This window comes from Paenirhizobium cremeum (assembly GCF_022884085.1).
GTDB lineage: Bacteria > Pseudomonadota > Alphaproteobacteria > Rhizobiales > Rhizobiaceae > Allorhizobium > Allorhizobium cremeum.
Genome location: NZ_JAGGCS010000009.1, coordinates 1 through 21400, shown reverse-complemented (window position 1 = coordinate 21400; position 21400 = coordinate 1). Strand labels below are relative to the sequence as shown.

27 protein-coding genes are annotated in these 21400 nt (G+C 61.5%); 13 read left to right on the top strand and 14 right to left on the bottom strand.

The features are described 5' to 3' along the window. Positions 1–88 precede the first annotated feature (88 nt). Complete coding sequence (locus J5N58_RS16425) at positions 89–376, bottom strand: DUF2218 domain-containing protein (RefSeq protein WP_244711695.1); 288 nt, start codon at positions 374–376, stop codon at positions 89–91. 2 nt (positions 377–378) lie between these two features. Further along, on the bottom strand, positions 379–954 hold the full coding sequence (locus J5N58_RS16420) for a PadR family transcriptional regulator (RefSeq protein WP_113341106.1): 576 nt from the start codon (positions 952–954) through the stop codon (positions 379–381). 184 nt (positions 955–1138) lie between these two features. Here J5N58_RS16420 and J5N58_RS16415 point away from each other — a divergent pair, with 184 nt between their 5' ends. Continuing rightward, positions 1139–1612 (top strand): OsmC family protein, encoded by a 474-nt coding sequence (locus J5N58_RS16415; RefSeq protein WP_113426429.1) that lies wholly within the window; start codon positions 1139–1141, stop codon positions 1610–1612. A gap of 9 nt (positions 1613–1621) precedes the next feature. On the opposite strand, the gene J5N58_RS16410 is transcribed toward J5N58_RS16415, so the two are convergent. Together J5N58_RS16410 and J5N58_RS16405 are read right to left on the bottom strand one after the other, a co-directional pair. Then, positions 1622–3127, bottom strand: coding sequence for an ArnT family glycosyltransferase (locus J5N58_RS16410; protein WP_244711693.1), 1506 nt, complete (start codon positions 3125–3127; stop codon positions 1622–1624). Then, complete coding sequence (locus J5N58_RS16405; RefSeq protein ID WP_342346007.1) at positions 3124–4125, bottom strand: glycosyltransferase family 2 protein; 1002 nt, start codon at positions 4123–4125, stop codon at positions 3124–3126. The genes J5N58_RS16410 and J5N58_RS16405 overlap by 4 nt, the downstream gene beginning before the upstream one ends. A 91-nt stretch (positions 4126–4216) precedes the next feature. Here J5N58_RS16405 and J5N58_RS16400 point away from each other — a divergent pair, with 91 nt between their 5' ends. After that, positions 4217–5191: a lysylphosphatidylglycerol synthase domain-containing protein gene (locus J5N58_RS16400; RefSeq protein ID WP_112827412.1), complete on the top strand. Its 975-nt coding sequence runs from the start codon at positions 4217–4219 to the stop codon at positions 5189–5191. A 21-nt stretch (positions 5192–5212) separates the two neighbouring features. On the opposite strand, the gene J5N58_RS16395 is transcribed toward J5N58_RS16400, so the two are convergent. The 3 genes from J5N58_RS16395 to J5N58_RS16385 form a co-directional block, all read right to left on the bottom strand. After that, entirely contained in the window at positions 5213–6715 is a 1503-nt protein-coding gene (locus J5N58_RS16395) for an AMP nucleosidase (RefSeq protein WP_244711690.1), read from the bottom strand. Positions 6716–6816: 101 nt separating this feature from the next. After that, on the bottom strand, positions 6817–6993 hold the full coding sequence (locus tag J5N58_RS16390) for a hypothetical protein (protein WP_162708153.1): 177 nt from the start codon (positions 6991–6993) through the stop codon (positions 6817–6819). A 13-nt stretch (positions 6994–7006) separates the two neighbouring features. Then, complete coding sequence (locus J5N58_RS16385; protein ID WP_244711688.1) at positions 7007–7177, bottom strand: hypothetical protein; 171 nt, start codon at positions 7175–7177, stop codon at positions 7007–7009. Positions 7178–7426: 249 nt separating this feature from the next. On the opposite strand from J5N58_RS16385, the gene J5N58_RS16380 reads away from it, so the two are divergent. From J5N58_RS16380 to J5N58_RS16365, 4 genes are all read left to right on the top strand, one after another. Continuing rightward, positions 7427–7948: an acyloxyacyl hydrolase gene (locus J5N58_RS16380; RefSeq protein ID WP_244711686.1), complete on the top strand. Its 522-nt coding sequence runs from the start codon at positions 7427–7429 to the stop codon at positions 7946–7948. 132 nt (positions 7949–8080) lie between these two features. Next, entirely contained in the window at positions 8081–8773 is a 693-nt protein-coding gene (locus tag J5N58_RS16375; RefSeq protein WP_112827410.1) for a glutathione S-transferase family protein, read from the top strand. 128 nt (positions 8774–8901) lie between these two features. Continuing rightward, positions 8902–9510: a TetR/AcrR family transcriptional regulator gene (locus J5N58_RS16370; RefSeq protein ID WP_113341111.1), complete on the top strand. Its 609-nt coding sequence runs from the start codon at positions 8902–8904 to the stop codon at positions 9508–9510. Positions 9511–9554: 44 nt separating this feature from the next. Beyond that, positions 9555–9842, top strand: coding sequence for a YciI family protein (locus J5N58_RS16365; RefSeq protein WP_113438670.1), 288 nt, complete (start codon positions 9555–9557; stop codon positions 9840–9842). A 32-nt stretch (positions 9843–9874) separates the two neighbouring features. Here the strand turns inward: J5N58_RS16365 and J5N58_RS16360 are convergent, their stop codons facing one another. After that, positions 9875–10768, bottom strand: a complete 894-nt coding sequence (locus J5N58_RS16360) for a LysR family transcriptional regulator (RefSeq protein ID WP_244711684.1) — start codon at positions 10766–10768, stop codon at positions 9875–9877. Between the two features lie 104 nt (positions 10769–10872). Between J5N58_RS16360 and J5N58_RS16355 the strand changes: the two genes are divergently transcribed. Genes J5N58_RS16355 through J5N58_RS16345 form a run of 3 tightly spaced genes read left to right on the top strand, consistent with a single transcriptional unit; the run spans position 10873 to position 12746 of the window. Then, on the top strand, positions 10873–11613 hold the full coding sequence (locus tag J5N58_RS16355) for an SDR family oxidoreductase (RefSeq protein WP_244711682.1): 741 nt from the start codon (positions 10873–10875) through the stop codon (positions 11611–11613). 11 nt (positions 11614–11624) lie between these two features. Beyond that, positions 11625–12521, top strand: a complete 897-nt coding sequence (locus J5N58_RS16350) for an SDR family oxidoreductase (RefSeq protein WP_244711680.1) — start codon at positions 11625–11627, stop codon at positions 12519–12521. Between the two features lie 12 nt (positions 12522–12533). Further along, on the top strand, positions 12534–12746 hold the full coding sequence (locus J5N58_RS16345) for a tautomerase family protein (protein WP_112827404.1): 213 nt from the start codon (positions 12534–12536) through the stop codon (positions 12744–12746). 108 nt (positions 12747–12854) lie between these two features. Here J5N58_RS16345 and J5N58_RS16340 read toward each other — a convergent pair whose 3' ends face one another. Continuing rightward, positions 12855–13190, bottom strand: coding sequence for a DUF2147 domain-containing protein (locus J5N58_RS16340; RefSeq protein ID WP_113457526.1), 336 nt, complete (start codon positions 13188–13190; stop codon positions 12855–12857). A gap of 526 nt (positions 13191–13716) precedes the next feature. Between J5N58_RS16340 and J5N58_RS16335 the strand changes: the two genes are divergently transcribed. Next, positions 13717–13983, top strand: coding sequence for a sel1 repeat family protein (locus J5N58_RS16335; RefSeq protein ID WP_112827402.1), 267 nt, complete (start codon positions 13717–13719; stop codon positions 13981–13983). Positions 13984–14156: 173 nt separating this feature from the next. Here J5N58_RS16335 and J5N58_RS16330 read toward each other — a convergent pair whose 3' ends face one another. Further along, positions 14157–15266 carry a pyridoxal phosphate-dependent aminotransferase gene (locus J5N58_RS16330; protein ID WP_244711678.1) on the bottom strand — a complete coding sequence of 370 codons (1110 nt, stop codon included), beginning with the start codon at positions 15264–15266 and terminating at the stop codon, positions 14157–14159. Positions 15267–15393: 127 nt separating this feature from the next. Beyond that, positions 15394–15771, bottom strand: a complete 378-nt coding sequence (locus tag J5N58_RS16325; RefSeq protein WP_112827480.1) for a PilZ domain-containing protein — start codon at positions 15769–15771, stop codon at positions 15394–15396. A gap of 263 nt (positions 15772–16034) precedes the next feature. Between J5N58_RS16325 and J5N58_RS16320 the strand changes: the two genes are divergently transcribed. Beyond that, positions 16035–16481 carry a host attachment family protein gene (locus J5N58_RS16320; protein WP_112827400.1) on the top strand — a complete coding sequence of 149 codons (447 nt, stop codon included), beginning with the start codon at positions 16035–16037 and terminating at the stop codon, positions 16479–16481. Positions 16482–16536: 55 nt separating this feature from the next. Here J5N58_RS16320 and J5N58_RS16315 read toward each other — a convergent pair whose 3' ends face one another. Continuing rightward, positions 16537–16890 (bottom strand): hypothetical protein, encoded by a 354-nt coding sequence (locus J5N58_RS16315; protein ID WP_113341118.1) that lies wholly within the window; start codon positions 16888–16890, stop codon positions 16537–16539. A gap of 316 nt (positions 16891–17206) precedes the next feature. Between J5N58_RS16315 and J5N58_RS16310 the strand changes: the two genes are divergently transcribed. Both J5N58_RS16310 and J5N58_RS16305 read left to right on the top strand, forming a co-directional pair. After that, complete coding sequence (locus tag J5N58_RS16310) at positions 17207–17647, top strand: glyoxalase superfamily protein (RefSeq protein ID WP_112827398.1); 441 nt, start codon at positions 17207–17209, stop codon at positions 17645–17647. 221 nt (positions 17648–17868) lie between these two features. Beyond that, positions 17869–19086, top strand: coding sequence for an NAD(P)/FAD-dependent oxidoreductase (locus tag J5N58_RS16305; protein ID WP_244711676.1), 1218 nt, complete (start codon positions 17869–17871; stop codon positions 19084–19086). Positions 19087–19303: 217 nt separating this feature from the next. Here the strand turns inward: J5N58_RS16305 and J5N58_RS16300 are convergent, their stop codons facing one another. Both J5N58_RS16300 and J5N58_RS16295 read right to left on the bottom strand, forming a co-directional pair. Further along, positions 19304–20230, bottom strand: a complete 927-nt coding sequence (locus tag J5N58_RS16300) for a tyrosine-type recombinase/integrase (protein WP_113341121.1) — start codon at positions 20228–20230, stop codon at positions 19304–19306. A gap of 268 nt (positions 20231–20498) precedes the next feature. Beyond that, positions 20499–21400, bottom strand: a 902-nt coding sequence (locus tag J5N58_RS16295; RefSeq protein ID WP_244711672.1) for a porin, incomplete at its 5' end; no start/stop codon positions are given.

Sequence of the window (21400 nt, the reverse complement as noted above, 5' to 3'; positions counted from 1 at the left end):
TTGCGTCCGGAATTGCGTGAAACCAAAGAGATAGAGCATTGGAGGCGATTCCGTTTTCACCGGAAATGCTCTATTGGCCGCCGGTCGCTCAGGCGGCCTTCCATTCGAAGGGAAGCGGCGCCTCGCGGAACGCGAAACGGTCGAGATGGCTCGACACCACGCCCTTCATCCGCTCCAGAACCTCCGGGGAGACGGCTTCGAGTTCGACCGTCAGCCCGGTATCATCGGCACGCATTGTCGCGACCGCCTCGGAGAAGCGGACGATCCCGCTCTTTTCGCCGAGTTCGACCTCGAGCTTGTGTGCCCAGTGCTTGCAGAGCTGCTGCAGGTATTTCCAGCCGTTTTCGGTCGGCACGATGGCTATTGCCTTGGTCATGTTCAGATCCTTTCGATCCGGCTTGCTGCTTCATCGAGAATGCGGGCGACTTCGAGCTGCGTTTCGCGGCTGACGCCGTCTTGTGACAGGCGATCCTGCAGGGCGGCCTTGAGGTTTTGCATGGCGCGGCGCACGGGAGCGGCATCCGTGCGCTCGCTGACCTTCGCCAATGCTTCGAGGCGGGCCATCGCGACCGTCACCTCGTCGGCCCGCTCCGAAAGATGCTGACGCCCTGCTTCGGTGATGGCGAGCAGCTTGCGCGGGCCTTCGCTGGTTTCTTCCTCGGCAAGCCCCATGTCGAGGAGCAGAGTCATGGTGGGATAGACCACGCCGGGGCTCGGCGCATAAGCGCCGCCGGAGCGGTTCTCGATTTCCCGGATGAGGTCGTAGCCATGGCGGGGCTGTTCCTCGATCAGCTTCAGGAGCACGAGCCGCAGCTCGCCGCCTTCGAACATGCGGCGGCGTTCTCCGCCACGTCCGCGTCCGCGCGGACCGTCCGGCCCGCCGCCGAAGAAGCCGTGCCGCATGGCATGCCAGGCATGTTCGTGACCATGCCGTCCGAAATGAAAGTGTTTCATGATGTCTGGTTCCTTTAGACCGTATTTAATTGCATCTAAGATATATCGTAAATCTATCGAAGCAAGAGGCGTCCGGAAATTTTTCCGGTGCAGCGATCCGCAGGCGGGATCATTGCCGGCTTGGAGGCGTGAGCGCGTTGACATATCGTCACCCGCAACGAGACATTGGGAAGGCGTTGAAAACATGGCTGGCAAGCAGCACGAATACCGCGTCACTGTGACATGGCAGGGCAATCTCGGAACCGGCACGTCCGGCTATCGCGAATATGGCCGCGATCATGTGATTTCGGCGGACGGCAAGCCTGACATTCCCGGATCGTCCGACCCCGCCTTCCGCGGCGATGCGGCGCGCTGGAACCCCGAGGACCTGCTCGTCGCTTCGCTCTCAGCCTGTCACAAGCTCTGGTATCTGCACTTCTGTTCGGTGTCGGGCGTGATCGTGATTGCGTATGAGGATCATGCCGAGGGGACGATGGTCATGGACGAGGATGGCGCCGGCCGCTTCACCGAGGTCGTGCTGAAGCCGCGCGTGACGATCAAGGCGGGCACCTATCCGCAGATCGCGGCCGAACTCCATGACGAGGCGCACGAGAAGTGTTTCATCGCCAATTCGGTGAATTTTCCGGTCCGGTGTGAGCCGGTCATCATCGAGGAATGAAGGAAGGTCTCACTCCGCCCTGGGATAAATATAGCTGTAGGCGAAATGGTAGAGATCGCCCGCTCGGCCGAAATGATAGGGCAGGGCGACAGTCCGGATTTCGGAGACCTTGAGGCCCCCATGGGTCGATAACCATCCGGCAAGTCCGTCCGGCAGGGGCAGGTCGGCTTTTCCGCGATTGCGCCAGACGACCATGACCGGATGGGTGCCGTCGAAAGCGAAGGGCTTGAGGAAGGCTTCGTATTCCGGAAGCATTACCGGAACATCCGGGGCCTGAAGGCGGATGTTTCCGGCCAACTGCTGGTCCGAGGCGACGACCAGCGACGGAGGGTTCGCTTCGCTCGCCAGCATTCTATGGACAGCCTCGGCATAAGGCACGTTGTTCTTTTCATAGTGGCCGGTCATGCCGTGAACCGGGATGCGTACCAGCAGGATGAGCGGGATCAGCACCATCGCCCCGATGCCGATCGGCAGGAAGCGGGGCAGCAGCCGCTCGCTCGCAAGGCCGGCCGCTTCGATCTTCAGGCAGAGATAGAGCGGAAGCACGAGAAAAAACGGCGTCAGCCAGCGGTCCTTGATCTGCGTCGCGCCGCCGAAGACCACGAGCAGCACGACAACCGCCGCCGAGATCAGCATGATCCGCCCGGTCAGCCGGCTCCACGGGCTGGAGGCCGAAAACGCCCGGGTGAGGTCGCGTCCGAAAGCGATGGCGAAGACCGCAAGCGTAATGATCGAGAAACCGATGGTGGCGGCAACAAGGGAAAAGAGGCCCGTATTGATCTGCCCGATCCTGCTTGTCGCGCCTGCCGACGTCAGCTTTCCGATCGTCCGTCCGGTGGCGATATCGAGGTGATCGAGGAACCAGAGCCCGTGCGGCAGGGCGACAAGGGCAGCGACGGCGACCATCAGGACAACGCGCCAGTCGAGCACGCGGCGACGGAATTCCGGCTCCATCAGCATGGCCAGCGCCGCCGCCGCCGGCAGCAGCACGAAATTGTACTTGGCGATGAAGCCGAGCCCGATGGCAAGGCCGGTCAGCGCATAGTTCGCGATGGTCGGCGATTTGATCGCCCTGACCAGCGCGAAGAGGAAGAGGCAGGCGGTGAAGATCACGGCGACGGTATGGGTCAGGTCGCGCTGCGCCTCGAAGCTGACCTGCGGCATGGTCAGGAGACCGAGCGTTGCGACGATCGCGAGATCGCGTGAACGCAGCACCGTCGCCGCCGTCACGGCAAACAGCGAATAGGACGCGAAGAGCATCAGGTTTTTAAGGATCGACAGGGAGGCGAGCGTCGGCCCCAGCACCTGTTCGGCGCCATATTGCAGCCAGTTGTAGAGCGGCGGCTGGCTGTCATATCCGACAGCAAGCCACTGGGCGAGGAACAGCTGCTGCCCCTCGTCGAGTTCCAGTTCGTGCGGCAGGACGAGCCGCACGGCGACATTTACGATGAAATAGATCGCCAGCAGCAGGAAGAGGAGCTGCGGCCGCTGCCGGAGCGCGGCGACCACGTTCACGCGTCCTTCTGATAGGTCTTGCGCACCACGTAGTTCTTCGGCGTGTCGTAGGATCGCGTCAGCATCTCGGCGAGAATGCCCGTGGTAATCATCTGGATCGAGGTGAGGAACAGCATCACGCCGATGAGAAGCAGCGGACGGGTGCCGATATCCTGGCCGAGACCGAACTTCACCCAGAAGAGATAAAGCAGGATCAGCGAGCTGATGGCGCCGATGACAAGGCCGATCGTGCCGAAGAAGTGGCCGGGCCGCTGCTTGAAGCGCATGAAGAACAGCACCGACAGAAGGTCGAGGAACACGCGGATGGTGCGCGAGATGCCGTATTTCGATTCGCCGAACTGGCGGGCGTGATGGGTGACGACCACTTCGCCGATCCGCGAGGAGGGCACCACCGAGGCGACCCAGGCCGGAATGAAGCGGTGCATGCCGCCGAGAATGCGGACCTGCTTGATGACGGCGGAGCGATAGAGCTTGAGCCCGCAGCCATTGTCATGAATCTTGACGCCGGTAACCGAGCCGATCAGATAATTGGCGCACCAGGACGGGATCTTGCGCAGGACCAGCGCGTCCTGCCGTGCCTTGCGCCAGCCGCAGAGCAGGTCGAGGTCGCGGGCGTCGAGTTCGGCCACCATCGACGGGATGTCGTAGGGGTCGTTCTGCAGGTCGCCGTCGAGCGTCGCGATCAGCCGGCCGCGCGCTGCGTCGAAACCGGCCTGCAGGCCGGCGGCCTTGCCGAAATTGCGCTGGAACTCGATGATTCTGAGATCCAGGCCCTCCCGGCCGAGATAGGAGCGCGCATAGGACAGCGTGCGGTCGGTCGAGCCGTCGTCGATCAGGATCAGTTCCCAGCTCTTGTCGAAACCCTTCATCGCGTCGCAAATGCGGTCGACCAGCGGGCCGAGGCTCTCCTCTTCGTTCATGACGGGCACGACGAGCGACAGCTCGACCGCATAGGAGGCACCGTCTTCAATGGGCAGGGCGAGGCGTTCGAACGACACGGGGGAAGGACTCCGGAAAATACTGGCTTTTGTTGGGGCGTTTGTTATAGGAACTACGCATTGAGCGCAATTCGGAAGTTTTGATACCGCCATGAAGAGCGATGCGGCCATGCGCCGCCCTTCGGCATTCGCCCGTCATCGGCTTTCGCTGATCGCGCTGGCCGCCATTCTCGCCTACGCCGTCTTCGTACATTACATCTGGGGCTGGTCGACGATCTTCGCCGAATGGCAAGCGATCGGCTACGGCACGGTGGCGCTCGCCATCGGACTTCTGGTCTCGACCTATTTCGTTCGCGCCTGGCGGCTCTATGACTACTTTCCGCGCCAGACCGGCGGACGCTTCATCGAGCTCTTCCATCTTGCCCAGGTGCATAACCTCTTGAACATCATGTTGCCCTTCCGCAGCGGCGAGACCAGCTTTCCGCTGCTGATGCGCACCGAGTTCGGCGTGCCGCTGCTGCATGGAACCTCGGCCCTTCTGGTGATGCGGCTTCTCGACCTGCATGCACTTCTGGCGGCGGGTGGCTTAGGGCTGGTTCTGGAAGCCGAAAACAAGCTCTGGCCGGCGTTGTCGTGGCTTGCTTTCTTGCTGGCCCCCATTCCGGCCTATCTCATCAAGGGACCGGTTCTCCGGCTCCTGCGGCCGAAGCTCAAGGGCAAGCTCGGCCGTATTCTCGACGGTATCGAAGACGGGTTGCCGGCAACGCTTGGCGGGCTTCTGCGCGCCTGGATCGTGACGGTCATCAACTGGGGCGTCAAGGTTCTGGTCTTCGCCTGGGCGCTCGGCCTCATGGGCGTCGGACCGCTGGCGGCGAGCTTCGGCGGCGCTCTCGGCGGGGAACTGTCTTCCGTTCTGCCTTTTCACGCCCCCGCCGGTGTCGGCACCTATCCGGCAGGCATCGTTGCCGGCGCGCTGGCGCTGGGCGCTCCGGCCGACAAGGCCGCGGTCGAACTGCTCGGCAAGGCGGCGGTCAACATGCATCTTATCATCATGCTGGCCGCTCTCATCGGCGCGGCCGTCTCGCTGGCGCTGAACGGCCTCCGCAAGCTGGCTGCCGGCCGCTGAGAACAGCCGGTGCCGGGCGTCTTACTGGAACGCGGTTTCGAAGAAGCTGCGAAGCTTGCGGGAATGCAGGGTTTCCTTCGGCATGGCGCCGAGCTTCTGCAGGGCGCGAATACCGATCTGCAGATGCTGGCGGACCTGCGTCTTGTAGAAGGCGGTCGCCATCCCCGGCAGTTTCAGTTCGCCGTGCAGCGGCTTGTCGGAAACGCACAGCAGCGTGCCATAGGGAACGCGGAAGCGGAAACCGTTCGCCGCGATCGTCGCCGATTCCATGTCGAGGGCGATGGCGCGGGCCTGCGAGAGCCGCTTGACCGGTCCGCGCTGGTCGCGAAGCTCCCAGTTGCGGTTGTCGATCGTGGCGACAGTGCCGGTGCGCATGATCCGCTTCAGCTCGAAGCCTTCATAGCCGGTGATTTCCTCGACGGCATCCTCAAGCGCAAGCTGCACCTCGGCCAGCGCCGGGATCGGCACCCAGACCGGCAGGTCGTCATCGAGCACGTGGTCTTCGCGCATGTAGGCGTGCGCCAGCACGTAGTCGCCGAGACGCTGGCTGTTGCGAAGGCCGGCGCAATGGCCGAGCATCAGCCATGCGTGCGGCCTCAAAACCGCGATATGGTCGGTGATCGTCTTGGCGTTGGAGGGGCCGACGCCGATGTTCACCATGGTGATGCCGGCATGCCCCTTCATCTTCAGGTGATAGGCGGGCATCTGCGGCAGGCGACCGACGGACACGCCGCCCTCGGGCTCGCTGTGGCCCAGCAGCGTGACGACATTGCCCGGTTCGACGAAGGCTGTATAGCCGCCGCCGCCCTCGGCCATCAGCTTGCGGGCATAGGCGCAAAACTCGTCGATGTAGAACTGGTAGTTCGTGAACAGCACGAAGTTCTGGAAATGCGTCGCGCTGGTCGCCGTGTAGTGCGAGAGGCGGGCCAGCGAATAATCGATGCGCTGGGCGGTGAACGCGGCCAGCGGATGCGGTTCGCCCGGACGCGGTTCGTATTCGCCGTTGGCGATCTCGTCGTCCGTGGTGGTGAGATCAGGCGTGTCGAAGAGGTCGCGCAGCGGCATGTCGACGAGGCCGCTTGCCGCGGCCTCCACATGCGCGCCTTCGCCAAAGGCGAAATGCAGCGGGATCGGCGTTTCCGACTCGGAGACCACCACCGGAACCTGATGATTGCGCATCAACAGGTTGAGCTGTTCCACCAGATAGTGCCGGAAGAGCTGCGGCTTGGTGACCGTCGTCGTGTAAAGGCCGGGTGAGGTGACGTGACCGTAGGAGAGCCGGGAATCGACATGGCCGAAGCTGGTGGTCTCGATGCCGACTTGCGGATAGAAGGCCCTGTAGCGCCCGGCGATCGGCGCCCCCTTGGCGAGCCCCGAAAAGGCGTCGATCAGGAAGGCGGTATTGCGCTCGTAGAGTTCGATCAGGGCAGCGACCGCAGGCTCTGCCTCGTTGAATACCCTGGGCTCATAGGACTCAGGCAGGATGAAATTGACGGGTGATGGGATATGGATTCGCTTGTTCATGCTTCATTATAGTGGAGCTTGCTTGACAAGCAAACGACGCGACCGGCCGCTGGGCGGGAAAAAGATGCCGGCGCATGGTCGGGCGCAAGGACGGCTTTCCTTCAGCTCATCGACTGGCGCTGAAGGCTGACGAAAAGCACGAGCCCGGCGCCGCGCTTTTCGGCGCGAAGTTCCTGCGAATGCGCAATCCCGATGGCCATGACCGGGCCGAGCATGAGCGTTGCGATCAGGACCGGGCGCAGGAGGCAGGAGGCGAGGGCGGTCATCGAGGCGGTCATCGGTCGTCCTCTCTCAGAGCGCCGCGACGCAGAGCGGGCTTGCCGGATTGATGCAGGTGGTGGCGATGCCGACCTGCATGCGGCGAGGGCTCCCGGCGGCTGAAACGACGAGTTCGGCAAGCAGAATGGCGAAGATCGCCATGAACAGCGTGATGATGGTGATTCGTCTCGAAAGCTTGGCCATTGTCGTCGCCTTTCCTTCTGGGTTGTCGCCTTTATGACGGCAACGCCCTGAATGGCGCCTGAGACGGAGGTTCATCCATGGTTCATTTCAGTTAACGATAGTGCCGGTGTGTCTCTCCGGACACTGGACATTCCCTCTTGCGTTAACATAATTTAACATAACTTGGCTGGACATCGCGTTTCGTGACCGGAACGCGAACCGGTTGAATTGTGGTTTCGGCGGCGCCTCGGTGGCCGCACAGGGGGATGCATGGACGGTCGGCTTGCTGCGTTGTTTTGGCTGATGAGCCTGCCTTCCGCCGAGGTGCAGGGCGAAAAGTTCTCCATCCATCGTCCCGAACTGACGGACCGACTGGCGATCTCCATGGGCACGACGCTCTATCAGGAGGAAGCCAAGAGCTTCGAAACCCGCCTCTCCTATATTTACGGCGAAAAACTGTTCGACCGTCTGCACCCGATGATCGATCTGTCGGTGACGAGTTCCGGCGGCGCCTGGATCGGCGCGGGCTTCTACCAGCAGATCGATTTTTCCATCAACGATATCGATCTTTTCGCCGGTTTCTCCTTCGCTCCCGGCCTCTACATGCAGGGCGACGAAGTCGATCTCGGCCATCCCATCGAATTCCGTTCCGGCGTTGAACTCGGCTGGAAGGCGCCCAACGACTGGCAGTTTTCCGTGCTCTATGACCACCGTTCCAATGCCGATCTCGGCAAGAAGAATCCGGGCATGGAGACGTTGCAGTTCCGCATTTCGAAGCCGATCACCTGGTAGGCGCAGGCCAGACACACCGGGCGCCGCTCGGCGCTTGAATATCGTTTCGTCATCTCCACTTCTTGAGAACGCGGTTTTCGCAGGCGGCACGCTGTCTGCGGGCCGCGATTGCTTTCAGCACGGAGAATTTGAATGACCGGACCGATCGAACTCTATTACTGGCCGACCCCGAACGGCTGGAAGATCTCCATCATGCTCGAGGAACTCGGCGTTCCCTATGAGGTGAAATACGTCAATATCGGCAAGGGTGAGCAATTCCAGCCGGACTTCCTCAGGATTTCGCCCAACAACCGGATGCCGGCGATCATCGATCCGGACGGACCGGGCGGCGAGCCGATCTCTGTTTTCGAATCCGGAGCCATCCTGCAATATCTCGGACGCAAATACGGCAAGTTCTATCCCTCCGAAGAGCGCGCCCGTGTCGAGGTCGACCAGTGGCTCTTCTGGCAGATGGGCGGCCTCGGTCCGATGGCCGGTCAGGCCCACCATTTCCGCCAGTATGCGCCGGAAAAGATCGAATACGGCATCAACCGCTATACCAACGAGGTGAACCGCCTTTACGGCGTGATGAACAGGCGGCTTGCCGACCGCGACTTCCTTGCCGGCGATTACTCGATCGCCGATATCGCCTGCATCGGCTGGGTTATCCCCCACAAGAACCAGGGACAGGATCTCGACGATTTCCCTAACCTGAAGCGTTGGTTCGAGACCGTGATGGCCCGTCCGGCGGTGGAGCGCGGCATCGCCGTCGGTCAGGAGCGGCGCAGCAACATCGCTCAGGACGAGGAAGCCAAGAAAGTGCTGTTCGGCCAGAAGGCGCGCTGAACCCTCCTTTCGCGGCACCGTTACCAGCCCGGCGGAGACGCCGGGTTTTTCGTGTTGACCGATTAGGGCAATTGTCCTAATTATAAATTAGGTCAATCGTCCTAATCGAATTGTTTGAAAGTGGTCGCATGAGCCGGAAGAACACGCGGGAAACGATCGTCGAAATGGCTGACAGGCTTTTTTACGAGCGCGGCTATGAACACACCTCGTTTGGGGATATCGGCGACGCCGTTGGGATATCCCGCGGCAATTTCTACTATCATTTCCGGACCAAGGACGAGATTCTCGAGGCGGTCATCGGGCGTCGGCTGGAACAGACCGCGGCCCTGCTTGCGCAGTGGTATCAGGAAAGCCTGACGCCTCGGGAGAGGATCGCGCGTTTCATCGAAATCCTGATCCTCAACCAGGCGAAGATCATGCGGTACGGTTGCCCGGTCGGTACCCTTTGCGGCGAATTGGCCAAGCTCGACCATCCGTCCCTTCCGATGGCCAACCGGTTGTTCTCCTTGTTCCGGGACTGGCTCTCCCGGCAGTTCGTGGCACTCGGGCGCGCGGATGCGGACGACCTTGCCATGCATTTGCTTGTCCGCAGCCAGGGCGTTGCCGTTCTCGCCAATGCCTTTCGCGATGAAGCCTTCGTGCGCCGGGAGGTGCGGATGGCTTGCGATTGGCTCGATGGCGAGTTGTCGAAGGAACCGGTGGAGGTTCGGGCCTCCGCCACGTCGCCCACCGTTTGAATCAGTTTTCCGATGTCCCTCAGTCCGCCGAAGGAGGATTCCCGGTGTTTGTCGTGCAGTTGAAGTTTACAGAAGCCCGCGCCCGCGCGCCGCAATTCATGGAGGCACATAATGCCTGGCTGAAACGCGGCTTCGATGACGGGATATTCCTGCTGGCCGGCAGCCTGCAGCCCAGACTGGGTGGCGCGATCCTTGTTCATGGCGTGTCGCTCGATGCCCTGCAGCAGCGCCTGGAAGACGATCCCTTTGTCGCGGAAGGGATTGTTTCCACGGAAATCATGGAAATCGATCCCGGCCGTGCCGACGAGCGATTGCAGTTCCTGGTCGCTTAGGAGGGGCAGCCCATACTGCGGCAAAGTCCGGTTCAGATCTGCGCGGTGGCGAAGATGCCGGACACCCAGTCGAGGAACGCGCGAACTCTCGCCGATGTATGTCGGTTCTGCGGATAGAGCGCCGAGAGCGGTGTAGGCGAGGGCGGGAAATCCTTGAGTACCTCGACCAGCGTGCCGTTTTCGAGATCCCGTTCCAGCCGGTAGCGCGGCGCCTGTATGAGGCCGAAGCCGAGCCGGGCAAGATCGGCCATGGTGTCGGAATCGTTGACGGTGACGCGGCTCGGCAATGGTACGAGCCGCGGCGCGCCGTCGATCATGAATTCGAGCGGTATGACCTCGCCGGTGCGAGACGAAACGAAACCCACGCAGACATGGCCCTCGAGGTCCTTGGGTGAGGAAGGCATTCCGTGCCGGGCGATGTAATCGGGACTGGCGCAGGTGACTTCCGAAATGAAGGCGAGCCTGCGGGCGATCATGCCGCTATCGGGGAGTTCGCCCGCCCGGATCGCGCAGTCGATGCCTTCGCGCACGAGATCGACCAGCCTGTCTCCCTGTCCGATATGCAGATCGAGTTGCGGGTTGCGGGCAAGAAATTCCGGGAGACGCGGCAACAGGAAGGTACGGGTCAGCAGCGGATGGGCATCGATCCTCAGCAGCCCGCGCGGCCGGGCGTCGCGGAAGACGTTGTCGGCCTCCTCCACCTCGGCAAGGATGCCGACGCAGCGTTCGTAATAGGCGCGGCCGTCCAGCGTCGTCGTCACATGGCGCGTTGTCCGCTCCAGCAATCGCACCCCGAGATCCGTTTCCAGCTGCTTGATCGCTTCGGTTGCGGTCGATCGCGATATGTAGAGATCGGCCGCAGCAGCCGAAAAGCTGCGGCGTTCCACGACACGAACGAACAGATGCATGCGGTCAAGGCGATCCATGACGATTGTTCGGCATAGCCGAATTCAAATGTCAATTATCCGCCGATTGTTTTTGAATGTCGGCGGCGCGATTTTCCTCTCAGACGCAAACAAGGAGTGTCGTCATGATAGGAAACATCAACAGGACAGCCATCGTAACGGGTTCGTCCAAAGGCATTGGGGCGGCGATCGCCAGACGCCTCGCGGCAGACGGCTTTGCCGTTATCGTCAATTACGCAAGCGGGGTCGAAGCCGCCGCCGCGGTGGTGAAGGAGATAGAGAGCGCCGGAGGGCGCGCTGTCGCCGTCAAGGCCGACATTGCCGCGACCGATGGCATGAAAGCGCTATTCGATTCGGCCGAACAGGCCTTCGGCGGGGTGGACGTGCTGGTCAACAATGCCGGCATCATGCAGCTCTCCCCCATCGCCGATACGACGGATGAAGCCTTCGAACGGCAGGTCGCCATCAATCTCGGCGGTGTCTTCCGCGGTGTTCGCGAAGCGGCGCAGCGACTGCGCGAGGGGGGCCGTATCGTCAATTTCTCATCGAGCGTCGTCGGTCTCTACCAGCCGGCCTATGGTGTCTATGCCGCCACCAAGGCGGCGGTGGAAGCGATCACCCACATCCTCGCCAAGGAACTCGGACCGAAGGGCATCACCGTCAACGCCGTGGCGCCGGGGCCGGTCGAAACGGAACTCTTCATGAAGGGCAAGTCGGACGATCTGCTGAAGGCGATCATCGGCATGAACCCCTTGAAGCGCCTGGGCCAGCCGGAGGATATAGCCGGCGTCGTCTCCTTCCTTGCCGGACCGGATGGCGGCTGGGTCAATGGCCAGGTCCTTCGCGCCAATGGCGGCGTGGTGTGAGGAGGGGGGCCATGGAAAAGACCGTTCTGATTACCGGTGCCTCGAGCGGCTTCGGCGCCATGACCGCGAGGTCGCTCGCCCGCGCCGGCCATCGGGTCTACGCCTCCATGCGTGACCTCAAGGCCCATGGCGGAGCGCCGGTCGCCGAGATCGAGGCTTTGGCAAGGAGCGAGGGTTTGCATCTCTTGCCGATCGAGTTCGATGTCACCTCCACTTCTTCGGCTGAGAGCGCCGTTGCCCGCATCATCGGGGAGACGGGCCGGCTCGATGTGCTGGTCCATAATGCCGGCCACATGGGTTTCGGCCCGGCGGAGGCCTTCTCGCCGGAGCAGCTTGTCCAGCTCTATGACGTCAATGTCGTCGGTGCGCACCGCCTGAACCGGGCGGCCCTGCCGTTCATGCGCAAGTCGGGTGGAGGCCTTATGGTCTGGATCGGCTCAAGCAGCACGCGCGGCGGCACGCCGCCCTTCCTTGCCCCGTATTTCGCGGCCAAGGCGGCTATGGATGCGCTTGCTCAAAGCTATGCGCTGGAACTTGCCCGTTTCGACATCGAGACCACGATCCTCGTGCCTGGTGCCTTTACCAAGGGCACACAGCATTTCGCCCACGCCATGCAGCCGGCCGATGCCGAACGTTCGGCCGCCTATTGGCAAGGTCCCTACGCCGGTGCCGATGAGACGGCTTTGCAGGGCCTTGCCAGCCTCGAGCCGGCGGAGGCGGACCCGTCCGCCGTGGCGCGGGCCGTGGCCGATGTGGTCGCCATGCCGCATGGGAAGCGTCCCTTCCGCGTCCACGTGGACCCGTCCGAAGATGGCGCGGAGGTCGTCAATGGTGTCGCCGATCGGGTCCGCGCGCAGCTTCTCGAGCGCATCGGCCTCAAGGACCTGCTTCATCCCACACGAGCCTGAAAGGAGAAGATCATGCCGTTCGTGAACATCAAGACGCCTGAGGGCGCTCTGTCCAGACTGCAGAAAGAGGAAATCGTCCACCGCACCACCGACATGCTGGTGGAATATTTCAGCGAGGCCGCGCGGCCCCATACCATGGTGCTGATCGAGGAAGTGCCGGATGGCGGCTACGGCCGCGCCGACGAAATCTTCGTCATTCCGGAAGCCTATCGGGCAAGGGATTAATGATTATCCGCCCGCTGGTCGACGCCAGCGGGGGCGCAGACCCTGCAACCGGCTTCTTATTTCGGAGCGGCGAGCCCGAGGCTCAACCGCTCCGCCCCACCCCTGGGTTCAAAGCCGGGTCCAGGTCTGCGACTTGCAGAGGACCGCGAGAACGCAGCCCTTCATCTTCAGCGAGTTTCCGGAAACCGTGCCCGAGCCGGAATAGGTCTTGTCGGCCTCCGGATCGGTGATCTCGCCCTTATAGATGCCGCCGGTGCCGGCCATCTTGCCGATCTGCTTGCCGGCATGCTTGCCCGATTTCAGCGTTACGCAGAAGCTGCCGCCGCAGGGCGCAATCTCGGCGGTTGCGCCGCTGGCGGTCTTCCAGTTGCCCTCGATCGGCTCGGCAGCCTGGGCGGTGACGGCCGCAAGGGCCAGTGCTGCGGCGATGATGATGCTACGCATAGTGATGTCTTCCTCCCGAAAAGAACCAGAATGTCGATGAGGCCTCCGCCGTCCTCTCCGGCCGGACGCTCTCGTCCCCCAGGCAGCCTCATCAGCGAGGGGAAATTATCTTACGCAAACGTAAAGGTAAATAGCCGTTATGCGGTCCAGGCAGCCCTCGACCCCGCCTCTTTTGATGTGGCGCCGGCGGAACAAGCGATTCTCATGGTTATCGTTCGGTTTAAAAGCAAATCTGAATCCTTTGTAAATTTTAGTCGAAAGTCCTTAATACGCAGGCAAAGTGATGTTTAACAAAAACCCAAGTTTACCAAGCGTTTGTACTTTGTTTTCAGCAAATTAAGCATGCATTTTAAGCGCATGTTGAAAAGCGTTTGGCATAGTGGGCTCATCAAACGAGCAGGGGAAAACCCGCCGGCCGGAAGGATCTTAACAAAGCCGCGAAAGAGACGGCAGGGGTCCGGAAGGAGCTCCGAAAGGGGCAAAACAGGGACAGTACAAACCGTTAGGCTAGACAGGGACAAAACCGATGGCACGCTTTGAAATGCACAATTCCGGAATGGCCACGATGGGTGGCGAAACCCGCGCCGATGTCTTCTGCGACATGGGTCTGATGTATGCAACCGGCCGCGGTTGCCCGATCGACCTCGTCTCGGCGCACAAGTGGCTGAACATCGCAGCCATCAAGGGCTGCGAACGCGCCGCCGAGCTGCGCGCCGATCTGGCCCAGACGATGAGCAAGCCCGAGCTGGCAGCGGCACTTCGCGCCGCCCGCGAATGGATGACGATGCACTGAGTATTTTACCGACCAGAGCCGGCGTAACCGCCGGCCGGGGGCGACAAGAAAAACCCTGGGAGAGGGGAACGTGGCGGGGGTCTTTTGGACGGGGCCGATGCCAACACATGAGAACCGCGACCGGCAGGGACAAGGCCGGCGCGGTTCTTTTTATTGTGGCGAAGCAATAGGGCTCAGAGACAAGCAAGCACCTTCGGCAGTGCTTCCTCGAAAAGATCGAGCGCTTCGGGAAGACCGGTCGAGACGCGGATACAGCGGTTGAGCGGCGCCACCCCCGGCATGCGGATGAACACGCCATGCTGCATCAATCCATCGACGATCGAGCGGGCGTAAGCGCCGTCGCGGCCGCAGTCGATGGCGACGAAGTTCGTTGCCGAGGGCAAGGGCTTAAGGCCGTTCGCGACCGCGATGGCCGCAATCCGCTCCCGCGCCGCTCGGATCTTCCCGACGACCGCCTTCAGATAGGCCTGGTCCGCAAGCGCTGCCAGCGCCGCCTCGGTGGAAAGCCGGGGCATGCCGAAATGGTTGCGGATCTTGTCGAAGGCGGCAATCGTCTCCGGCGCGCCGAAGGCATAGCCGACGCGCGCGCCGGCAAGCCCGTAGGCCTTGGAGAAGGTGCGCGTGCGGATCACGTTCGGCAGGTTGACCAGCGCGTCGGCGGCGGGCGTCGAGCCTTCCGGACCGCATTCGCTATAGGCTTCATCGAGGACAAGCAGCGTGGTCTCGGGCAGCGCGCGGGCGAAAGCCACAACGCTTTCGGCATCCCACCAACTCCCCATCGGATTGTCGGGATTGGCGAAGTAGACGAGGGCCGCATCCTCCCGCTTGGCAGCGGCCAGGAGCCCCTCCATATCCTCGCGGTCGCCGCTGTAGGGCACCGTCACCAGCCGGCCGCCGAAGCCGCTGACATGGAAGTTGAAGGTCGGGTATCCACCGAACGAAGTGACAACAGGCATGCCCGGCTCGATCACCAGCCGGACGATCAGCCCGAGCAGGTCATCGACGCCCTCGCCGACCACGATATTGGCCGGCGCAAGCCCGAGATGGGCGGCAAGAGCCGTCTTCAGCGCGAAGTTTTCCGGATCGTTGTACTGCCAGATGTCGCCGGCCTTTTCCCGGATCGCGGTAAGAACCGAGGGAGCGGGTCCGAAGCCGCTTTCATTGGCGCCGATGCGCGCCTTGACCGCAAGGCCGCGGCTTCTCTCGATGGCCTCGGGGCCGACGAAGGGAACGGTTGCTGGAAGGGCATCGACGAGAGGCGTGAATCGGGTAAATCCGGGCATTGCTGAATGGGTATCCTGGGCAGACGTGAAAATCGGCCCAACATAGGACGTTGCGCCGAAGGCGCAAGGGCAAGCTTCCGGCTCTTCCGCAGCGAGGAAACGGAAAAACGGAACGGTCCGGACATGGTCAGCGCCGTTTCGGCTTTTCGATCTTTTCGCCCATCATGAAATCGGCGCGCACGATGGTATGCAGGAGCGCCTCGGGAATGATGGATATGAACTTCACGCCGACGCGATTGCCGTTTCGATAGACTTCCGCGCAGCCGATACGATCGGCGAGGCCGAGAATCTGCAGATAATAATGGGCGGAAAGGCCGATCGTCGTGGTGATCTCCATCGCCGCGCCGCCTTGCGAGATATCGACGACCTCACAGCTTCGCATGGTGATGCCGCTGAGGCCCGGGCTCACGGCCATGATGCGCGCCGGTCGGCGTACATAGAAGCGCTCCCACTTGCGCTCGTACATCTCCGATCTGACCGATGCGAGATGCGTGGCACCCAGCATCTGTCCCTGTGCACTTTCCATTTCTCCTGCCTCCTCGGAACGGCGATGAAAAGGACTGTCCGCCAAAACAATTGTCCTGACGTCAAAAGGAAGGTTACAGTTTTACCGATCCTTCGGTTTTGCCCTGTTTTTTCGCTGAAATAACGTCTCTGCACACCGTTTTTTGACACAGGTCATGAAATCCGGCGGCGAACTCCTATACTTAAGAGGGTACCGAGCGGGGGGGCTTGGGCCGGCGATAAAAACAGAGACGGAGGAAAATGATGGAACGCATTGTTATCGGCCGCGAGGCCTGGGTTGTCGTCTGCGATGGCGCAAAGGCCCTGTTCCTGCGCAACAATGGCAACGCCCAGCTTCTGGACCTGGCCGTTGTCGAAACCGTGACACAGTCCGACGAGCCGAGCCGGGAACAGGGAACCGATCGTCCGGGCCGCGCGCACCAATCGATGGGCGAGGCGCGCAGCGCCATGGAAGAGACCGACTGGCATGAACAGGCGGAGGCCGACTTTCTCAAGGAAATCGCAGAGAGGCTCGGTCGGATGGCCCAGAGCGGCGAGATCGAGAACCTCGTGCTGGTGGCTCCGCCCAAAGCGCTCGGCATCCTTCGTCCGCAACTGAGTGCCGAGGTCGAGGCGGTGCTTCGTGCGGAAGTGGCGAAGGACTATGTGAAGATGCCGGTCCCGGAGATCGAAAAGCTCCTTGCCGCATGAATGGCGCCTCTCGAAGCGGGAGCCATGATCCGGCCGCCGAGGCGGCCGGCATCCGTTACTGACCGAGTTCGAAAGACAGTCGGACGACGTGGTGCAGGAATTCCGCGTTAATCAGCATGTTGAAACCGACCGTCACCTTCTCCGCCTCGCGACGGATCAGGGTGCAGCCGATCTCGTCGTGAATGCCCAGGATTTCGAGAAAGAAATGGTCGGGCAGAGAGATATGCGGGCTCACCTCGAGTTCGGCGCCGTAAAGGGAGATGGTGCGGATCAGACAACGCAGCTTGGTTTTCGTGCTGAGGTGGCGGCCGACGAAGATGATCTTGCCCGGCCGGTCGACCGTGAATTTCTCGTAGACACGGTCCGGCGGTATGTTCTGTTTCGCGTCCGGTATGGCCTGCAAGGGCATGACACCCTCCCTCGATTGTCTTTTGGTCTCAATATAGCGCAACTTCCCTTATGCTTTCTCAACGGGATGCGTAAAATACGAGCGGTCTGTGCCGTTCGGCCGCAGTACGACACGCCTGAACGGAGTTTGAGCCGCGGCTCTTGACAGCGGCGGCCGGTCTTTCCATAAGTGCCACCGGTTGAGGCACCGGCCGCCCGCGGGCAAGAGCCCTTGGTGAAGTCCTCTGGAAACATGGAAGAACCCTCGTCAGCGCATGCGCGTCAGGGGCAATGCGGGTCCCCTTCGATTCTTGCATGCGGTAAGAAGAGAGGTTGCCATGTCCATGGCCACATTGACGATCGATGAACTGAAATCCCAGGCGAAGCGTTTGCGCGATGCCATGGCAGGCAGCGGTACGCCTGTCAGCCACGGGGCCGCATTGGAACTGGTGGCGAAGAGCCACGGCGTTCGCGACTGGAACACGCTGTCGGCCCTGGCGGCCCGCAGCGACAATGCCGAAGCGGCCCCGGCCGCCGTCGGAGCGCATGTCAGCGGCGAATATCTCGGACAGCGCTTTACCGGATGCGTCCTCGCATTCTCCCGCCTTTCGCAGAGCGGTTATTATACGATCACGCTGCATTTCGACGAACCCGTGGATGTCGTGACGTTCGACAGCTTTTCGGCCTTCCGCCAGAGAGTGAACGCCACCATCGACGGCAAGGGTGTTTCCCCGCGCCAAACGTCGAATGGACGTCCCCATCTGGTGCTGGATCTCTGACAAGGCAGCGATGCTCCGGCCTTACCTACACGGGAAGGTCGGAGTACCGACCGGTGCGTCTGGCTGCTTGACGGGTTGATGCCGCCGCGCTACCCCTTGGCCATCCTTCCGCGCGGCCAGAAGCGGCCATCGGCGCGATCTCCAGACAGGCACGTCGCGCAGAAGCGGGCAGCGCTTTTGCGGGAACGGCATGCGAGGAAACAAGACATCGGGAGAATGATGTGACGGGCAGACTGGTCATCATCGGGGCGGGGCAGGCCGGTTTTGCGCTTGCGGCGAAACTCCGGACCCTGAAGGACACGCGACCGATCACCATTCTCGGCGCCGAGGATGTGCTGCCTTATCAGCGCCCGCCGCTTTCCAAGAAGTATCTGCTCGGCGAGATGAGCTTCGACCGCCTCCTCTTCAGGCCGGAGGCCTGGTATGGAGAGAACGACGTGGAGATCCGCTTGTCCACGCCGGTCGAGGAGATCGACCGGTCTAACAAGACCGTGCGGCTCTTCAATGGCTCCACACTTGCCTATGAAACCCTGGCGATCGCCACGGGATCGACGCCGCGTCGTCTGCCGGCGGTGATCGGCGGCGATCTAAAAGGTGTCTATACGGTCCGCGACAAGGCGGATGCGGACCGGCTGGCGGAGGAGATGAAGCCCGGCCGGCGGCTCTTGATCGTCGGTGGCGGCTATATCGGCCTGGAAGCGGCCGCGGTTGCGCGTCATCTCGGGCTCGAGGTGACATTGATCGAGATGGCGGACCGCATTCTCGCCCGTGTCGCCGCGACCGAGACGGCGGACGCCATGCGCGCCATCCATCAAACCCGCGACGTCGTCATCCGCGAAAAGACCGGTCTCGTTCGCCTCATCGGGCAGGATGGCCGGGTCAGGGCGGCGGAACTTTCCGACGGTTCCGTCGTCGATGCCGATATTGTCATCGCCGGGATCGGCGTGACGCCCAATGACCGGCTGGCGGCCGATGCCGGCATCGAGACCGCCAACGGCATTCTCGTCGACGCTTTCGCCCGTACTTCCGATCCTTCGGTCTATGCCATGGGAGACTGTGCCGTCTTCGACTGGAAAGGGACGAAGATCCGGCTGGAATCGGTGCAGAATGCCGTCGATCAGGCGGAAGCCGCCGCAGCGGTCATGGCCGGAGGCAGCGATCCCTATCGGCCGAAGCCCTGGTTCTGGTCGGACCAGTATGACGTCAAGCTTCAGATCGCCGGTTTCAACCTCGGTTATGACGAGACCGTCGTCAGGCCCGGTGCCCGCGAAGGAAGCATGTCCATCTGGTATTTCGCCGGCGGACAATTCATTGCCGTCGATGCGATCAACGATGCCAAGGCCTATGTCACCGGCAAGAAGCTGCTGGAACTCGGAAGGAACGTGGACAAGGCCGTGATCGCCGATCCCGCCGCAGACCTGAAACCGCTGCTGGCCTGAACAAGCCGACGCCGAATGGGCCGCATTTTCCGCCCTGTGAGCTTCGCCTGTCTCCACTTTATATATAGCAACGCAACGACGTCATCGAAGGCCGGGCCCCAAAGGGTCCGGCCTTCATGGTTTGGCGGAGTGGTCTGCTGCTTTGTTCATCATCCCGATCACGAAGCGATCACGAAGATGTTAGCGCTAACATTTTCCCCTCAAAAAAAAGGGGTGGTCAGCAGGCGGCAGCGCGCTCCAGAACCGGTACGCACATATCGAGATCATGCGAGGCAAGATGCGCGTAACGCATGGTCATCGACAGGGTCTGGTGGCCGAGCCACATCTGCACACGACGGATGTCGATCCCGCCCTGCACCAGGCGCGACGCGCAGGTATGGCGCAGCACGTGTGGGACCACGTCCTTGTCATCGCCGAGGCCGACAGCCTCCTTCGCCTGGTGCCAGGCGATGCGGAAGCGCTGCTGGTCGATTTCGCAGAACGGGCCGGGTTGGCGCTTGCTCGACTTGGCGATTGCCTCGGCAGCCCGGTGGGTGAGGGGGACCGAGCGACTGCGTCCGGATTTCGTCACCCAGAAGGTGACGCGCGTGGAGTTCATGTCGCCCCAGCGCAGGTTCAGGCCCTCGCTCAGGCGGGCGCCCGTATCGACGAGGAAGATGCAGAATCTGTAGTAGAGATCGGAATGGGCCCTCATTTCGTTGAAGAGCGCGTTTTCCTCGTCCTTGTCGAGAAAGCGGATTCGACCGGCCTTCTCTTTCTGACGTTTGAATTCGGGCAGGCTATAAACGTCTCCCATCTTGAACGCCTTTCGCAGTAGTTTGCTTAAAGCCGCCATCTTTCTGTTGATGGTGGCATTGCTGTTACCGCGTTTGCGCAACTTTCCAATCAGTTCATCGAGCATGTCGTCGGAGAACGTCGAGAAGCTCGGGCAATCCAGCAGATCGTGCAGTTCGGCAATGAAGTTGGTGACGTTGTATTTGTGGCTGCCATTCAGCCAGAGGATATCACCATATTTGGCGAACAGCGCACGGAGGGATGTGTCACGAACTTCGTTTAGCCTGCTCGTGGAGCCGTATTGGTAATGAACGGAATAAAAAGGCACTTCGACGCCTGCGTCGAATGTCTCCCTGTTTTCCGATACCATGCTGTTCACGCTTGCCTCACTACAATCCCGGCCCCTCTTGGGCCTTGCGGGATCGAATATGGTTATGATGCATAAAAAGTATAGTTCATAAGTTGCGCAATGCCGCGGAAGATCGAGTTTTCGTCACATAACGTTGCGGGCCGGCAACAGTCGTCTCAACTGGCCAGCTCGAGGCATTTCAGACATTTGACATACAAAACCGCTGAATATCAGGGCTTTGGGGGTGGGATCCGGCCGCAAGGCCGGATCCCCGATCCGAAAGATCGGATTAGAACGAACGCTGCAGGCGGACGAAACCTTCCCAGGAACCGTCGTCGTCGGCCTGGTCTTCGTCGAAGTACTGAACCGAAACCTTGGTGGTCAGGCCTTCCGCGATTTTGTAATCGAGGGTTACGCCGGCCTTCCAGGCTTCGTTGTCTTCGTCGAATTCGTCGACGCTGACGAGGCCGTAGTTCCACCAGTACTGGAAGCCGGGGGTCAGGCTGATCTTGTCGGTCAGCTTGGCTTCGTACTGAGCGGCAACGGTCCACTCTGCGAGGTCGTAGTAGGCGTTTGCGCCGGAGGAGTAGATCGCTGCGAGGCCGAGGGTGCCCGGGCCGATGTCAGCAAGCAGCTTGGCGCGAACGGCGCCGTTTTCAGCTGCGAAGTCGTAACCGCCGAGCAGTTCGCCGGTGACGACGCCGAAGGTGGCGGCGATCTGGGCGTCGATACCGACATTGTCGTTATCGCCGTAGAAGGACTCGTCGCCGCTGTAGGTCTGGGTCAGTTCTTCAGCGAAGACGCCGACCGAGAACGCGTCGGAAGCATATTCGTAACCGATGGCGTTCAGGCGGTTCGAACCGAGGTCGTCGGTTTCGCCGGACAGGTCGTTATCCCAGTAGTTATACATGTAACCGACCTTGAAGCCGGCTGCAGTGATGTAGGCTTCGTCGATTTCGAGTTCGCCACCGTCGTAGTCGCCTTCAGCCCAGGTGCGGATCGCGATGTAGGAACCGATGGTGCCGATTTCGGAGTCGTTCTTGGCTTCGAAGTTGACCTTGGCGCGGGTACGGGCGTTCCAGTCGAAATCGTCGGAGCCGTCGCCGCGGTCACGGCTGGACCACTGCAGTTCGGTACGAACGTAGCCGCTGATCTTGAGGCAGGTTTCGGTGCCGGGGATGTAGAAGTAGC

Bases quoted from the DNA above. Each gene is read 5' to 3' on its own strand.
- J5N58_RS16325 (WP_112827480.1), bottom strand. From the start codon at position 15,771: ATGCTGGGTGCCACGCATCTCGCATCGGTCAGATCGGAGATGTACGAG.
- J5N58_RS16415 (WP_113426429.1), top strand. From the start codon at position 1,139: ATGGCTGGCAAGCAGCACGAATACCGCGTCACTGTGACATGGCAGGGC.
- J5N58_RS16330 (WP_244711678.1), bottom strand. From the start codon at position 15,266: ATGCCCGGATTTACCCGATTCACGCCTCTCGTCGATGCCCTTCCAGCA.
- J5N58_RS16300 (WP_113341121.1), bottom strand. From the start codon at position 20,230: ATGGTATCGGAAAACAGGGAGACATTCGACGCAGGCGTCGAAGTGCCT.
- J5N58_RS16315 (WP_113341118.1), bottom strand. From the start codon at position 16,890: ATGCCCTTGCAGGCCATACCGGACGCGAAACAGAACATACCGCCGGAC.
- J5N58_RS16420 (WP_113341106.1), bottom strand. From the start codon at position 954: ATGAAACACTTTCATTTCGGACGGCATGGTCACGAACATGCCTGGCAT.
- J5N58_RS16320 (WP_112827400.1), top strand. From the start codon at position 16,035: ATGGAACGCATTGTTATCGGCCGCGAGGCCTGGGTTGTCGTCTGCGAT.
- J5N58_RS16425 (WP_244711695.1), bottom strand. From the start codon at position 376: ATGACCAAGGCAATAGCCATCGTGCCGACCGAAAACGGCTGGAAATAC.
- J5N58_RS16355 (WP_244711682.1), top strand. From the start codon at position 10,873: ATGATAGGAAACATCAACAGGACAGCCATCGTAACGGGTTCGTCCAAA.
- J5N58_RS16390 (WP_162708153.1), bottom strand. From the start codon at position 6,993: ATGACCGCCTCGATGACCGCCCTCGCCTCCTGCCTCCTGCGCCCGGTC.
- J5N58_RS16375 (WP_112827410.1), top strand. From the start codon at position 8,081: ATGACCGGACCGATCGAACTCTATTACTGGCCGACCCCGAACGGCTGG.
- J5N58_RS16335 (WP_112827402.1), top strand. From the start codon at position 13,717: ATGGCACGCTTTGAAATGCACAATTCCGGAATGGCCACGATGGGTGGC.
- J5N58_RS16380 (WP_244711686.1), top strand. From the start codon at position 7,427: ATGGACGGTCGGCTTGCTGCGTTGTTTTGGCTGATGAGCCTGCCTTCC.
- J5N58_RS16370 (WP_113341111.1), top strand. From the start codon at position 8,902: ATGAGCCGGAAGAACACGCGGGAAACGATCGTCGAAATGGCTGACAGG.
- J5N58_RS16385 (WP_244711688.1), bottom strand. From the start codon at position 7,177: ATGGCCAAGCTTTCGAGACGAATCACCATCATCACGCTGTTCATGGCG.
- J5N58_RS16360 (WP_244711684.1), bottom strand. From the start codon at position 10,768: ATGGATCGCCTTGACCGCATGCATCTGTTCGTTCGTGTCGTGGAACGC.
- J5N58_RS16350 (WP_244711680.1), top strand. From the start codon at position 11,625: ATGGAAAAGACCGTTCTGATTACCGGTGCCTCGAGCGGCTTCGGCGCC.
- J5N58_RS16310 (WP_112827398.1), top strand. From the start codon at position 17,207: ATGTCCATGGCCACATTGACGATCGATGAACTGAAATCCCAGGCGAAG.
- J5N58_RS16400 (WP_112827412.1), top strand. From the start codon at position 4,217: ATGAAGAGCGATGCGGCCATGCGCCGCCCTTCGGCATTCGCCCGTCAT.
- J5N58_RS16345 (WP_112827404.1), top strand. From the start codon at position 12,534: ATGCCGTTCGTGAACATCAAGACGCCTGAGGGCGCTCTGTCCAGACTG.
- J5N58_RS16395 (WP_244711690.1), bottom strand. From the start codon at position 6,715: ATGAACAAGCGAATCCATATCCCATCACCCGTCAATTTCATCCTGCCT.
- J5N58_RS16340 (WP_113457526.1), bottom strand. From the start codon at position 13,190: ATGCGTAGCATCATCATCGCCGCAGCACTGGCCCTTGCGGCCGTCACC.